This window comes from Pseudarthrobacter sulfonivorans, assembly GCF_031454915.1.
Lineage (GTDB): Bacteria > Actinomycetota > Actinomycetes > Actinomycetales > Micrococcaceae > Arthrobacter > Arthrobacter sulfonivorans_C.
This window is the reverse complement of sequence record NZ_JAVDRS010000005.1, coordinates 344,948-358,647: the sequence shown is the minus strand read 5'-3', so window position 1 is coordinate 358,647 and position 13,700 is coordinate 344,948. Positions and strand designations below refer to the sequence as shown.

Annotated in this window: 12 protein-coding genes; 7 read left to right on the top strand and 5 right to left on the bottom strand. The window is 67.9% G+C overall.

Annotation, left to right across the window (positions count from 1 at the left end):
* Positions 1-131: 131 nt before the first annotated feature.
* Both J2808_RS14025 and J2808_RS14020 read right to left on the bottom strand, forming a co-directional pair.
* The gene (locus J2808_RS14025) at positions 132-416 is read right to left on the bottom strand and encodes a DUF1540 domain-containing protein (protein ID WP_309817622.1); all 285 of its coding nucleotides are present in this window, start codon (positions 414-416) and stop codon (positions 132-134) included.
* Positions 417-539: 123 nt separating this feature from the next.
* Positions 540-1,121 carry a hypothetical protein gene (locus tag J2808_RS14020; RefSeq protein WP_309817620.1) on the bottom strand — a complete coding sequence of 194 codons (582 nt, stop codon included), beginning with the start codon at positions 1,119-1,121 and terminating at the stop codon, positions 540-542.
* Between the two features lie 150 nt (positions 1,122-1,271).
* On the opposite strand from J2808_RS14020, the gene J2808_RS14015 reads away from it, so the two are divergent.
* From J2808_RS14015 to J2808_RS14005, 3 genes are all read left to right on the top strand, one after another.
* Complete coding sequence (locus J2808_RS14015) at positions 1,272-3,425, top strand: elongation factor G-like protein EF-G2 (RefSeq protein ID WP_309817618.1); 2,154 nt, start codon at positions 1,272-1,274, stop codon at positions 3,423-3,425.
* 13 nt (positions 3,426-3,438) lie between these two features.
* Positions 3,439-4,695 (top strand): MFS transporter, encoded by a 1,257-nt coding sequence (locus J2808_RS14010; RefSeq protein ID WP_309817616.1) that lies wholly within the window; start codon positions 3,439-3,441, stop codon positions 4,693-4,695.
* A 99-nt stretch (positions 4,696-4,794) separates the two neighbouring features.
* Positions 4,795-6,660 (top strand): gamma-glutamyltransferase family protein, encoded by a 1,866-nt coding sequence (locus tag J2808_RS14005; protein ID WP_309817613.1) that lies wholly within the window; start codon positions 4,795-4,797, stop codon positions 6,658-6,660.
* Between the two features lie 15 nt (positions 6,661-6,675).
* Here J2808_RS14005 and J2808_RS14000 read toward each other — a convergent pair whose 3' ends face one another.
* Positions 6,676-6,936, bottom strand: a complete 261-nt coding sequence (locus J2808_RS14000) for a hypothetical protein (protein ID WP_309817611.1) — start codon at positions 6,934-6,936, stop codon at positions 6,676-6,678.
* 107 nt (positions 6,937-7,043) lie between these two features.
* On the opposite strand from J2808_RS14000, the gene hrpB reads away from it, so the two are divergent.
* Together hrpB and J2808_RS13990 are read left to right on the top strand one after the other, a co-directional pair.
* A complete protein-coding gene (gene hrpB, locus J2808_RS13995) occupies positions 7,044-9,785 on the top strand; it encodes an ATP-dependent helicase HrpB (RefSeq protein ID WP_309817608.1) in 2,742 nt (913 codons plus the stop codon).
* A gap of 162 nt (positions 9,786-9,947) precedes the next feature.
* Complete coding sequence (locus tag J2808_RS13990) at positions 9,948-10,088, top strand: hypothetical protein (protein ID WP_309817605.1); 141 nt, start codon at positions 9,948-9,950, stop codon at positions 10,086-10,088.
* 42 nt (positions 10,089-10,130) lie between these two features.
* Here the strand turns inward: J2808_RS13990 and J2808_RS13985 are convergent, their stop codons facing one another.
* Positions 10,131-10,808 carry an alpha/beta hydrolase family protein gene (locus J2808_RS13985; protein ID WP_309817604.1) on the bottom strand — a complete coding sequence of 226 codons (678 nt, stop codon included), beginning with the start codon at positions 10,806-10,808 and terminating at the stop codon, positions 10,131-10,133.
* A gap of 78 nt (positions 10,809-10,886) precedes the next feature.
* Here J2808_RS13985 and ligD point away from each other — a divergent pair, with 78 nt between their 5' ends.
* Entirely contained in the window at positions 10,887-11,909 is a 1,023-nt protein-coding gene (gene ligD / locus J2808_RS13980) for a non-homologous end-joining DNA ligase (protein WP_309817601.1), read from the top strand.
* Between the two features lie 3 nt (positions 11,910-11,912).
* Here ligD and J2808_RS13975 read toward each other — a convergent pair whose 3' ends face one another.
* Entirely contained in the window at positions 11,913-12,533 is a 621-nt protein-coding gene (locus J2808_RS13975) for an L-threonylcarbamoyladenylate synthase (RefSeq protein ID WP_309817598.1), read from the bottom strand.
* 83 nt (positions 12,534-12,616) lie between these two features.
* Here J2808_RS13975 and J2808_RS13970 point away from each other — a divergent pair, with 83 nt between their 5' ends.
* Entirely contained in the window at positions 12,617-13,699 is a 1,083-nt protein-coding gene (locus J2808_RS13970; protein ID WP_309817596.1) for a hypothetical protein, read from the top strand.
* The last annotated feature ends 1 nt before the right edge of the window (position 13,700 follow it).

Genomic DNA, 13,700 nt, shown 5'->3' with positions numbered 1-13,700 from the left:
AAAACGCTCGACTGGGATACCCCAGCCGAGCGCCTGCGTGACCTACTCTTGACCAACTAACACCAACGGTGTTGCAACGACCCCCTGAATTCGCCTTCCCGGCGTCGTCCTCTTGACTTGCGTGGTGGTCTTTACGTGTGTGCGTAGGTGAGGCAGTCCGCGTTGTCGCGGCCGGGGCCTACGTGGACCTCGGGTGCGTTGCACATCAGGTGTTCGTTGTGAACGCACTCCGAACGCTGGCACGCTCCGACGTCGGCCAGGACCTTGGGCAGGCCGCCGTGCATGCCTGTGTCGATGAACGTGGCGCAGGATGCGTGGTCTTCGGCACCGCCCACCGTGATTGCGGCGGCGTTGCAGTGGGAGTGGTCGTTGAACGAACAGTTGGAAACACTGCAGTCGGCGACGTGCGTTGTCATAGGAATCCTCCGTGTTCAGGCTGCCCGGACGGGCGGCTCCCTCTGCCCACGGTAACCCTGTGCGTCCGGATCAAAAAGACCCAATCGTGTGACCTAATTAACGGCCAGCCAATGCCGGTGACTTCAGTCGCCCGTGGGCAGGAACTGCCCATTCCTGATCCGTGACGGCCCGCACTCCACCGCCAGCGGGGAAATACTCCACGGCCCCCGTGCATGGGACGGCGGCTGGCCCACGGCAACATGGGGCACCCAGTGAGGGTACCGGAAGCCAAGGGCAGGTGAGCTGAGAATGAAGTCGTCCACGTTGTCCACGAGGAGCCCGTCCAGCAGCTCATGCAGTCCCTGCACCAGGGAAACCTGATAGTCCATCACGTGCTGCGGTACAGCCACTTCCAGCCCGGCGATGCTGCCGCCGCCCAGCACGATCAGCCGGTCCGAGCTGCCGGCGAAGCCTTCCAGTTCCGGCAGCGCCTGCAGCCAGTGCACCGTGGCCTGGATGGCGCTGCCTGCGGCGGTGTTGCCCTTGGTCCAGTCCTCGATGTCCTGGGCGAAGTCTGCCAGGATGCCCACATGCAGCAGGGTCAGGTGCAGCCCCTGCGGCCGGCGTAACGCCTGGACAAAGCTGCCCAACCCTTCGTAGTCAGCCGGGCCGTCCCCGACCCTGAGGACGGGAACCTCCACCGTGATGCGGGGTGGCGCTGGCATACGGACCTCCTCAGGCCGGTGTCTCCGCTGCCATTATCCTCCGGGGCGGATTCTCCGACACAGGGAACACTCTTGCTGTTCAGTCCGCAAGGGTGTCGAATCAAAGGACACGATTCGGCCCGGTGCACGGCACGACGCCAGGAGGTTCCCATGTCAGTGAAAGGCGCAAAGGACACAGCACGGATACCGGGGCGGGGCGGACCGGAGTCGCGGCGGGGAGACGCTGCGGCCGGCATTGCGGCAGACAGTCCGGCCCAGGTGCGGAATGTGGCGCTCATCGGGCATTCGGGTGCAGGGAAGACCCTGCTGATCGAGGCACTGCTCGCCGCCCACGGCATGATCTCCCGCAAGGGTTCCATCGCCGAGGGAACCACCGTCAGTGACTCGGACTCGGCCGCCGTCCGGCAGCAGCGCTCGGTGGGGCTGGCGGTGGTGCCGCTGCTCATCAACGACATCAAGGTGAACCTGCTGGACACACCGGGCTATCCGGACTTCATCGGCGAATTGCGGGCAGGGCTGCGGGCGGCGGACGCGGCCCTCTTTGTTGTCTCGGCCGTGGACGGCATCGACGCCACCACCACCGCGCTGTGGGGAGAATGCGAGCACGTGGGGATGCCGCGTGCCGTGGCCATCACCCGGGTTGACCACCCCAGGGCGGACTACGACGGCGTCCTGGCCGCCTGCCAGCAGGCTTTCGGCGATTCGGTGGTTCCGCTCTACGTCCCGGTCCGGGCGGCCGGCGAGATGACAGGTCTGCTGGGATTGCTGCAGGGGACGGTCTCTGACTACTCGGAAGGGGAGCCCGGCACTCCGCGCGATGCAGGACCCGGCGAGATTGGAGCATCCGAAGCCGCACGGGGCCAGCTCATCGAAGGGATCATTGCCGAAAGCGAGGACGAGACCCTCATGGACCGCTACCTCGGCGGCGAGGATATCGATACTGATGTCCTGGTCACGGACCTGGAGACCGCCGTCGCCCGCGGTTCATTTTTCCCGGTCCTGCCCACCTCGGCAGTCACCGGGCTGGGCGCCGCCGAACTGATGGAAGTCCTGACCAGGGCATTTCCCTCCCCGCTCGAGCGCGGCCTGCCTGACGTGACCGACCTGGCCGGCTCTCCTGCAGGAGAACTTTCGTGTGATCCCTCCGGCCCCTTGGCCGCGGAGGTGGTCCGCACCACCGTCGATCCTTTCCTCGGCCGGGTCTGCCTGGTCCGGGTATTTTCGGGGACATTGCATGAGGACACCCCCGTGCATGTTGCCGGCCACGGACTGGCGGACCGCGGCCACCAGGACCATGACACGGACGAGCGGGTAACGCATCTGTATTCCCCGCTGGGCGCCAACCTCCGGCCCGTGGCGCACTGCGTTGCCGGCGACATCTGTGCGCTGGCCAAACTGGGAAGCGCCGAGACAGGCGACACCATCTCTGCAAGGGAACAGCCGCTGCTGCTCTCCACGTGGGAGATGCCCGAGCCGCTGATGCCCGTAGCCGTCGAGGCGGACTCGCGCAGCGACGAAGATGCCCTGTCGCGGAGCCTGGCGAAAGTGGCCGCGGGGGATCCCACCCTCCGGGTGGAGCGGAACGCCGAAACGCACCAGCTGATCCTGTGGTGCATGGGCGAAGCCCACGCCGACGTGGTGCTGGACAGGCTCCGGGAACAGGGGGTGAAGCTGCACACCCAGGACGTGGTGACGCCGCTGCGGGAAACCTTCGCCGGGCCCGCCGCGGGCCACGGCCGGCACGTCAAGCAGTCCGGCGGACACGGGCAATATGCGGTCTGCGACATCAACGTGGAACCTCTGGGGCGCGGGGGCGGCTTCGAATTTGTGGACAAGACGGTGGGCGGGGTGATTCCCGGGACATTCATCTCCTCGGTGGAGAAGGGCGTCCGGGCCCAGATGCAGAAGGGCCTGGCCGCCGGCTTCCCGGTGGTTGACCTGCGTGTGACGCTGGTGGGCGGAAAGGCCCACAGTGTTGACTCGTCCGATGCCGCGTTCCAGGCGGCGGGGGCCCTGGCGCTCCGGGAGGCCGCCGCGGCGGGACGCATCCAGCTGCTCGAGCCCGTCTCCTCGGTGAGCATCACCGTCTCGGACGAGCACGTGGGCGCCGTCATGAGCGACCTGTCCGGCCGCCGCGGCCGGCTAACCGGAACAGCCTCCGCCGACGGCGAGGTGACCGAAATCAGCGCCGACGTTCCGGACCAGGAACTCCTGCGCTACGCCGTGGAACTGCGGGCGCTCACCGCCGGTACCGGCCGGTTCCGCCGCCGCTACCTGCGGCACGAGCCGGTGCCCAGCACCTGATAAGCGCTGCGCCATGAATGCCGCCGCGCGCAAAATCCAGCGCATCTACCTCACCCTGACGCTGGGCAATACCCTTGCGGCCTCATTCATCTGGGGAATCAACACGCTCTTCCTGCTGGATGCCGGGCTCAGCAACCTGGAAGCCTTCGCGGCCAACGCGTTTTTTACCGCGGGCATGGTGCTGTTCGAAGTACCCACCGGGGTCATCGCCGACGGGTGGGGGCGGCGGACGTCCTTCCTCCTGGGGACGGTGACCCTTGCCGCGTCCACCTACCTTTACTACCTCCTCTGGCAGCTGTCCGCACCCTTCTGGGCGTGGGCGGTGGTGTCTGTGCTCCTGGGCCTGGGCTTTACGTTCTTCTCCGGGGCCGTCGAGGCCTGGCTCGTCGACGCTTTGCACTTCACGGCCTACGAGGGGGACCTGGAGACGGTCCTGGGGCGGGGGCAGATGGTGGCCGGTATCGCGATGCTGGTGGGCTCGGCGGCCGGCGGCGTGATCGCCCAGGTCACGGACCTTGGCGTGCCCTTCCTGTTGCGCGTCGGGGTGCTCATGGCGATGTTTGGCGTTGCGTTCCTCCTGATGCGCGATGTCGGGTTTACGCCGGAACGCTCCTCCCATCCATTGGAGGCAACCAGGGCGGTACTGACCGCGTCCATCGACAGCGGCCTGAAGAACCCGCCCGTGCGTTACATCATGCTTGCGGCGCCCTTCAGCGCCGGCGTCGGTATCTACGTGTTCTACGCGTTGCAGCCCTTCCTGCTCGAACTCTTCGGAGATCCCCGTGCATACTCCGTTGCCGGCCTCGCGGCGGCTATTGTGGCCGGCGCGCAGGTGGTGGGCGGCTGGCTGGCCCCCACACTCCGGCGCCTGGTGCGCAAAAGGACTACGGTGCTGGTGGCGACCAGCGGCATGGGTGGGCTGATCCTGGTGGGGCTGGGATTCACGCGTCTGTTCTGGGTGGCGCTTTTGCTGCTCACCCTCTGGGCACTGGTCATGGCGGCGGCCACCCCGGTGCGGCAGGCCTACCTCAACGACATGATTTCCTCGAAGCAACGGGCTACGGTGCTCAGTTTTGATTCACTGATGGGATCCAGCGGCGGCATCGTGGTACAGCCGCTGATGGGCCGCGCAGCCGACGTCTACGGCTACCCCCTGTCTCTGGCTTTCAGCGGTGTGATCGAACTGTTCGCGGTGCCCTTCCTGCTGGCAAGCCGCCGCCGGCGCTCGCCGGCAGACACCGCCACTGCGGCGACCGAAACCCCGCTCTGACACGGAGGCAGGCAGCAAATAATCAAGCCTTGAGAGTCACAAACGGCCGGAGTAACGTGACGAAAACTACACTCCGCAGGACTCTGACGAGGGAGCATCATGCCTACTTTGCGACGTCAGATGGCTGCCGTGACGGCAGTTCTGGCACTCAGCGTGACGGCGGGAGCCGTCAGCACGCCCGCCTTCGCAGACTCGCGGAAGGATGACAAAACCCCGACGGCTATTGGGTACGGCGGAGCTGTGAGTACCGTCGACCCAGACGCTTCGGCAGCTGCGATCGAGGTTCTCCGCGAGGGCGGCAACGCAGCAGATGCCGCCGTGGCCGCAGCCGCAACCCTGGGCGTCACCGAGCCGTACAGCGCCGGGATCGGCGGTGGCGGCTATTTCGTCTTCTACGACGCAAAAACCGGCGAGGTACAGACCATCGATGGCCGCGAAACGGCCCCGGCGACCATGCCAACGGACGCGTTCGTGAATCCGGCAACCGGGGCGGCCTACTCCTTTGCCGAGCTCGTCTCCAGCGGTGTCTCTGTAGGAGTTCCCGGCACGCCGGCCACCTGGGAACGGGCATTGCAGCGGTGGGGCACCCTGGACCTGGGCGAAGCCCTCGAACCGGCCATCGAAGTGGCCCGTGAGGGCTTCGCAGTGGACGAGACGTTCCGCCAGCAGACCCTGGACAACAAGGTCCGGTTCTCCGCGTTTACTCCCACGCGCAGCCTCTTCCTGCCGGGTGGCGACGCGCCCGCCGTCGGAAGCGTCTTCCGCAACCCGGACCTCGCCGATACGTACCTCCTCCTCGCCAAGGAGGGCCCTGACGCCTTCTACGGCGGCCCGCTCGCCGAGGAGATGGAAGCCACCGTGCAGGCGCCGCCGAAGGACCCCGCCTGGGTGCCGCCTGTCACTGATCCGCCCACCAGCATCCCGGCCCTTCCCGGCTACCTGACCACGGCGGACCTCGCGGCGTATGAGACGCTGGACCAGGAACCCTCGCACGTTGAGTACCGCGGCTACGACGTCTATGGCATGGCGCCGTCCAGCAGCGGCGGCACCACAGTCGGCGAAGCGCTGAACATCCTGGAGACGTTCAACCTCGCAGAGATGGGCCAGATGGACGGCACCAACCCAGGCGCCCTGCACCATTACCTCGAGGCGAGTGCCCTCGCCTTTGCGGACCGTGGAAAGTACGTCGGCGACCCCGCCTTTATTGACGTCCCCACGGATGCGCTCACCGACCCGCTCTTCGGCAAGGAACGGTCCTGCGAGATTGACCCGGCGACGGCAGCCGTGAAACCTGTCGCGGCTGGAGACGTGGCATCGTACGACGGCGCCTGCCCGGTTGAGCCGGCCGCGGCCGCCGACGAGACGGATACCGAAAACATCTCCACCACTAACCTGACGGTCGCCGACCAGTGGGGCAACGTGGTGGAGTACACGCTCACTATCGAGCAGACCGGCGGGTCCGGCATTGTGGTTCCCGGCCGCGGGTTCCTGCTCAACAACGAGCTGACTGACTTCTCCACCGTCTACAACCCCACCGACCCGAACCGGATCGAGGCGGGCAAGCGCCCGCGCTCCTCGATGTCGCCGACCATCATCCTCAAGGACGACAAGCCGTTCCTGGCGCTGGGTTCACCTGGGGGATCCACCATCATCACCACCGTCCTGCAGACGATCCTCAACCGGGTGGACCTGGGCATGAGCGTTTCCGAGGCGCTGGCGGCTCCGCGTGCCGCGCAGCGGAACACCGCGAACGTCACGGCCGAGCCGGAGTTCATCACCGCTTACGGAAGCCAGCTGGCACCATACGGGCACAAGCTGGTGCCTGCCGGTGACGCCTTCACCTCGGCAGCGGAGATCGGGGCGGCCACGGCCATCGAGTTCGGCCGGCACGGGCGCATGATTGCCGCAGCCGAGCCTGTCAGGCGCGGAGGAGGTTCGGCCCTGGTGGTCAGCCGGTCACCCTGAAATGGCCGGCGCGGGTTACTGCCCCATCCCGGGGCGGACGGCAACGAACTCAATTCCGGTCTGAACCTTCTTCTGCGGGCCACGCGAGAAGCCTTTGGCATCGAGCTGGTTCTGTGCCCGGTACACCGCAAGGGCTTCGTCGTAGATCTCGTTGAGCCTGCCGCCGGCGAAGACCTCCTGGGAGCCGTCGCTGAAGACGATGGTCACGGGCGTGCTGGCGGGAAAGTGCCTCTTCATGCGGATGAAGCCTTCGGAGTCCTGCTGGAGCTGTATCAAGGGGGTCCCGCTTTCATGATGGATGACCTCCAGTCTGACGTATTGGACTGCGCCTGCGCTGACAGGGCTAACTGACGGCGTAACCGGATTGCGGCGACAATGGACGGGTGACTTCATCGAGCAGCCCCCACGCCGCCGCGGCGGACACCGCGATACCGGGCGCCTTTGACCTGGGGACCATCAGCACCGGCCTGGCGTTCGCGGCATCGCTGGCGGAACTGTCTGCCGTGCTGCGTGCCGGCGGCGCGGCGGGCACGGCAGTGGTGCAGGCGCCACCCGGAACAGGCAAAACCACCCTCGTCCCGCCGCTCCTCGCCAACCTCGCACCCGCCCAGGGGGCCTCGCGCATCGTGGTCACTCAGCCCAGGCGGGTCGCGGCACGTGCAGCCGCCCGGCGTCTGGCCGTCCTCGACGGCAGCCAGGTGGGTGACCGGGTCGGCTACACGGTCCGCGGCGAGCGCCAGGCCGGGCCCGGCACTCTGGTGGAGTTTGTCACGCCCGGAATCCTGCTGCGCAGGCTCCTCGACGACCCGGGACTGGAAGCCACCGGGGCCGTCATCCTCGACGAAGTGCACGAGCGCGGCCTCGAAACCGATCTGCTGCTGGGCATGCTCAGCGAGGTCCGCCAGCTCCGCGGAGACCTGACCCTGGTGGCCATGTCGGCCACGCTGGACGCGCCCCGCTTCGCCGCGCTTATCGGGGGAACAGCAGTCGGGGGAACAGCGGACGACGGCGGCGGGGCGGCCCCCGTGGTCGACTGCCCTTCAGCGCTGCACCCGCTGGAGGTCCAGTGGACTCCGGCGGCGATGCCCCGGCTGGACGGCCGTGGCGTGGCACGCGGGTTCCTGGACCATGTGGCGCATACGGCTGCCGAGGCCCACTCCGGGGCATTGGCCCGGGACGCCGGCACTGATGCCCTGGTTTTTGTCCCAGGTGCGTGGGAGGTGCAGTACGTGGCAAGCCGGCTCCGCGGCCGGGTGGCCTCCGGAACCGAGGTGCTGGAGCTCCACGGCCAGGTTGGCCCGGCCGAGCAGGACCGCGCTGTGTCCGGGCGCCGTCAGGGTGACCCGGCGCGGATCATCGTGTCCACCGACCTCGCCGAATCCTCCCTGACCGTGCCGGGAGTCCGGCTTGTCATCGATTCCGGCCTGACCCGCGAACCGCGCCGCGACGCCAGCCGCGGCATGTCCGGGCTGGTGACCGTCTCCTGCTCCCGGGCCTCGGCAGAACAGCGCGCCGGCCGTGCCGCCCGGCAGGGGCCCGGACGGGTGGTGCGCTGCTACGACCAGAGAAGCTACGGTGCCGCGCCGGCCCATGTCACGCCGGAGATCGCCGTCGCGGATCTGACCGGCGCCGCACTGACCCTGGCCTGCTGGGGATCGCCCGGCGGCCGGGGGCTGGCGCTGCCGGATGCACCACCGGCCGCCGCAATGGCAGAGGCCATCGAAGTGCTGAGGGAACTCGGTGCCGTCGGGGGCGACGGGCACGCCACCGGTCTGGGCAGGACTTTGGCCCGGGTTCCGGCCGATCCCCGGCTGGCCCGCGCGCTCCTGGACGGTGCCGCCGCGGTGGGCCATCACAAGGCGGCTGAAGCGGTGGCCCTCGTGGCAGGGGACCAGCGGGCGCCTGGTGCCGACCTCACGGCCCTTCTTGCGACCCTGCGCACCGGTAAGGAGCCCGCGTCCCGGCGTTGGGCGGAGGACGTCAGGCGGCTGGAAACCATCGCACGGAAGGAGGGCGGCGCCGTCGGGCGTTCCGCCATCACGGCTCCGGTGACGGCTGCGGAGGCGCTGGGGATCGTCGTCGCGCTGGCGTTCCCGGACCGGGTCGCATGGCGCGTACCGGGGGAGGGCCCGGCGCGGTACCTCTTGTCCTCCGGCACCCGCGCAGGACTGCCGGCGGGCAGCCCGCTGTCCGGGTACGAATGGCTGGCCGTTGCGGAGGTGTCGCGGGCGGCAGGCAGGGACGCAGCCGGGACCGGTGCCGTGATCCGCTCTGCGGCTCCGCTGACCGCGGATCTCGCGCAGGCGGCCGCCGGGCAGCTACTCTCCGACACCGTCGAAGCGAAGTTCAGCCAGGGCCGCGTGATGGCGCGCCGGGAACGGCGGCTGGGCGCCATCAGCCTGTCCTCCACCCCCGTCCGGGCCTCACCTGCCGATGGACGCAGGGCGGTGGCCCGCGCACTGTCCGAGGCGGGGCTGGGAATCATTGGATGGTCGACGGCGGCGGATGCCTTGCGCCGCCGTCTCGCCCTGCTGCACCGCGAACTGGGCGCGCCCTGGCCTGACGTTTCCGAGCGCGCGCTGCTTGCTGACCTCGACACCTGGCTGGGGCCGGAGCTCGGGAAGATGGCCGGCGGCGCGGCCACCGGCACCATAGACCTCACCGACCCCTTGCGGCGGTTGCTGCCCTGGCCGGAGGCGGTCCGCCTGGCCGAGCTGGCACCGGAAGCACTGAAGGTACCGAGCGGATCGATGGTCCGGATCGATTACCCCGACGTGTCGGAGAGCGCAGGGTCGGAGCGTTTGGTGGCGGACAGTGCGGGGCCAGGCAGTACGGCGGCCGGCCGGGCACACGCGGAACACGGCCGGCCGGTTGTGGCGGTCAAGCTGCAGGAATGCTTTGGCTGGGCCGAAACCCCGCGGCTGGTGGACGGCAGGGTGCCGGTCCTGTTCCATCTGCTGTCGCCGGCCAGGCGGCCGCTGGCAGTGACCGATGACCTGGCGTCGTTCTGGTCCGGACCCTACGCGCAGGTGCGGGCCGAGATGCGGGGCCGCTATCCCAGGCACCCCTGGCCGGAGGACCCGTGGACAGCGCAGGCAACGGCGCGGACCAAAGCCAGGATGTGACGTCCCCGGGCTGACGGCGGCCCACCTGCTGTTGGCCGGGAGTACGGCGTGAGATGTCCGATACCTGGCCGAAACGTAGCGTCGACCCCCTGAAACATCCCGCAGTTAGGCTCGTTCCTACTTGGACAACGTGGTCCATCCACCACACGAAGGGACGTACCAATGTTGCTTTTGAATAGCCTGAACTTCCTGTTTGACGGCGGCCGGCGTGAAGACGGCCGCGGGAACAGCGAGACCGAATTCCCCACCGGCCAGCTGAGCTCAGCCGCCTGGGAAGGCTGGTGGCACGAGGACGCCGCTTAGCCTGCGCAGGTTGCCGTCGCGGACGACGTTACTGTTCGGGGCTCAGCTGCGGGTCCGGATAAATTCCGCGACCGTCGGCGCCAGGGAGGCGCCGATCTCTGCGGCGTCGCGCTTCCTGCCCGCCACCGCAAAGGAGTGATCCCCGCCTTCGACCCACTCCAGCACGGCTGACGTGCCGATCCGGGACACCACACCCTCCAGCAGTTCCCGCGTTGCGAAGGTGTCGCGGGAACCCTGCAGGAACAGCATGGGCAGCGTGAGCCCGTAGAGGTGCCCGTCACGAAGCTTTTCAGGCTTGCCGGGCGGGTGCAGGGGATACCCGAGGTACACCAGCCCTGCCGTGTCCATTCCCTCTGCGACGGCCATGGACGCCATGCGCCCGCCGAACGATTTACCGGCGGCCCAGACGGGCCCGCCGTCTCCGTGGGCCTGTCCCTGGCGGGCGGCTTCCTCCATGGCAGCACGCCAGGTGGCGATGGCTGCCGGCGGCCGGTCCGGGAACTTCCGGCCGGCCTCGCGGTAGGGGAAGTTAAAGCGCATGGTGGCAACGCCGTCGTCGTTCAGTCCGCGCGTGAAGCCGCTCATAAACGGGTGCTCCATGCCGGCCCCGGCCCCGTGTGCCAGCACCAGCGTTGCGAAGGGGTGGTCCGGGCGGGCGTAAACGCCGGAGACCTCAAGGTCGCCGACGGGGATGGTGACAGGGGATTCAACTGCGGGCATAGGTCCATGATGCCGGATCACGGGCAGGCTTGCGCGCCGGGTGCTGACGTGGCGCACGGTGCAGGGTAGGTTGTCCCCATGGCGAGCGAACAGACCACCATCACTGTCCCGGGACCGAACGGCGAGCGCGAAATGCGCATTTCCAGCCCCAGCAGGATCCTGTGGCCGGAACTGGGACTGACCAAGCTGGACCTGGCACGCTACACCGTGGACGTGGGGGAGGCGTTCCTTGCCGCCAACGGCGGCCGGCCCGTTGCCCTGCAGAGGTACTCGGACAACATCGACGGCGAACAGTTCTTTTCGAAGAACCCGCCCAAGGGAACCCCGGAGTTTGTCCGGTCGGTCAAGGTGACCTTTCCGAGCGCCCGCTCCCATCCCATGCTGGTCCTGGACGAACCGGCCGCCGCGGTCTGGGCCGTCCAGATGAACACCGTTGTTTTCCATCCCTGGCCGTCGCGGGCGGAGAGCACCGACAATCCGGACCAACTCCGCATCGACCTGGATCCCCAGCCGGGAACTGACTTCGACGACGCTGTTCCGGCCGCGCTGGCGCTGAAGGAGGTGCTCGCGGAGGCGGGCCTTGGCTGCTTCATCAAGACGTCAGGAAACCGCGGGCTCCATGTGTACGCGCCCATCAAGCCCACGCACGAATTCCTGGATGTCCGGCATGCGGTGATCGCCGCGTGCCGCGAGCTTGAACGGCGTATGCCCGGGAAGGTCACCACGGCCTGGTGGAAAGAGGAACGGGGCGAGAAGGTGTTCCTGGACTTCAACCAGGCCAACCGGGACCGGACCATTGCCGGCGCCTACAGCCCGCGCGCCCTTCCCCACGCACCCGTGTCCTGCCCCATCACCTGGGACGAACTCGAAAGCATCAGCCCGAAAGACTTCACCATCCTCACCGTCCCGGACCGGCTGAAAACCCTGGGCGATCCGTGGGCCGGCATGGACGCCAACCCCGGCACCATTGATGTGCTGCTGGGCTGGTGGGACCGTGATCTGAAGAACGGGCTCGGTGAGATGCCTTTCCCGCCCGATTATCCGAAGATGCCGGGCGAGCCTCCGCGCGTGCAGCCAAGCCGGGCCCGCAAGCAGGACTAGGGGCTATTCGAACCGGGACGGGTCCCCGGTGCCGCGCCGCACCACCTCAGCCACTCCGCTGGAGAAATCAACCACCGTGGTGGGCTCGGACCCGCAGTCTCCGGCGTCTATGACGGCGTCCACTTCATGGTCCAGCCGTTCCTTGATCTCCCACCCCTGCGTCAGCGGGTCCTCCTCGTCCGGGAGCAGCAGGGTGCTGGAGAGGAGCGGTTCGCCGAGCTCTGCCAGCAGGGCCTGCACCACACGGTTGTCCGGGATGCGCACGCCCACCGTCTTCTTTTTGGGATGCAGAAGCCTGCGCGGAACTTCCTTGGTGGCCGGCAGGATAAAGGTATAGCTCCCGGGCGTCACCGCCTTGATGCTGCGGAAGACATCGTTTCCGATGAGCACGAACTGGCCCAGCTGGGCGAAGTCCTTACAGACAAGGGTGAAGTGGTGCTTGTCGTCCAGCTTGCGGATAGTCCGGATCCGGTCCAGCGCGTCCTTGTTGCCCAGCTGGGCGCCCAGCGCGTAGCAGGAATCCGTGGGGTAGGCGATCAGGCCGCCGTCGAGCACTATCTTCACGGCCTGCGTGATCGCGCGGGGCTGGGGGTCCTGGGGATGAACATCAAAGTATCTGGCCATGCCCCTGAGCCTACGGCGCGGCACCGATTCGTGCATCCGTGAGGGCACCCGATACAGGACCCAAATGGTGGCAGGATGGGCTGATGACGGGGGGTGGGGAAGTGCTTCTGGAAGGACCGCGGGGCCGCCGGCTGTGCCTTGAGCTGGCCATGGAGTTGGACCCGGACATCAGGACCATGGTTTTCCGGCTTGGGTATGACCTGGATTCGGGGCGCGGATCGTCACGGATGACGTTGACTATGGGATACCCGGACGACGCCGGAGCCCAACCCTCCAGCCCGCCCGCACCACCAGTTGCCTCGCCGTCGCCCGTGAACCTGGCAGCCGCCCTCACCGCACTGGATGTCACAGGTGTTGGGGATGCGCACGTGCAGGGTGCCCTGGAGCGCGCGGTGGACACCGCAAGGTACTGGCAGGAGCCCGACGGCGAGGATGTGCTGGCGGGACTTCCGGTGATCCGGGAGGCCCTCCTGCGCCTTGCCCGCTCTGTCCTGGCATTACCTGGCGCGCAATGGTGGACAAAGGAACGCGCGAGGGAACAATGGGCTATCGACTGGCGGCCGGCAGCTGACCCGGCGCCGTTGCCGAAGCATCTGCCGTTGGCCGAATGGGGCCAACGCGAACGCGCTGAGGAGGCCCAGGCCGCGACCGAGCGCCCGAGCGACCCGCACGCCCCGTGGTCAGGATGGTGGTGGTCGGTCCCGCAAGGCATTGTCCGTACCGTGGGACGCATCCCCGCTGCGTTGAACCTTGTGGAGGATTCCCTCGGGTGGGAGGTTGCTGCCGCCATTCCTGTCCGCGGTGCGGGGCGCACCCTGGAGATCCGCACACCGCATGACTGGACGTCGTTGTGCCGCAGGTTTCCACTGGAGGTGACGGCATCGCGCCGGCACGTCTGGTTTAACACCACCGGCCGCAATGGCCGCTGGGTGATTCCGGACTGGGAACTGGTGGCGGCTGAGTGGGACGCCGTCCACCTCACGGTCCTCGGCTACCTTGGCGGCGCGGGGCGAGCACTTCACGTCGACTCCGGCACGGCCACAGTCATCGCAGGCTGGGACCCCGACAGTACTATTTGGCTCACGGACGTGGCCCGCGAGTGGGAGGGCCCGCGGCTTACCTGGCATCGCGCCGGGCAAGGCGAACCGTGGACCCAGGTGCCATAGG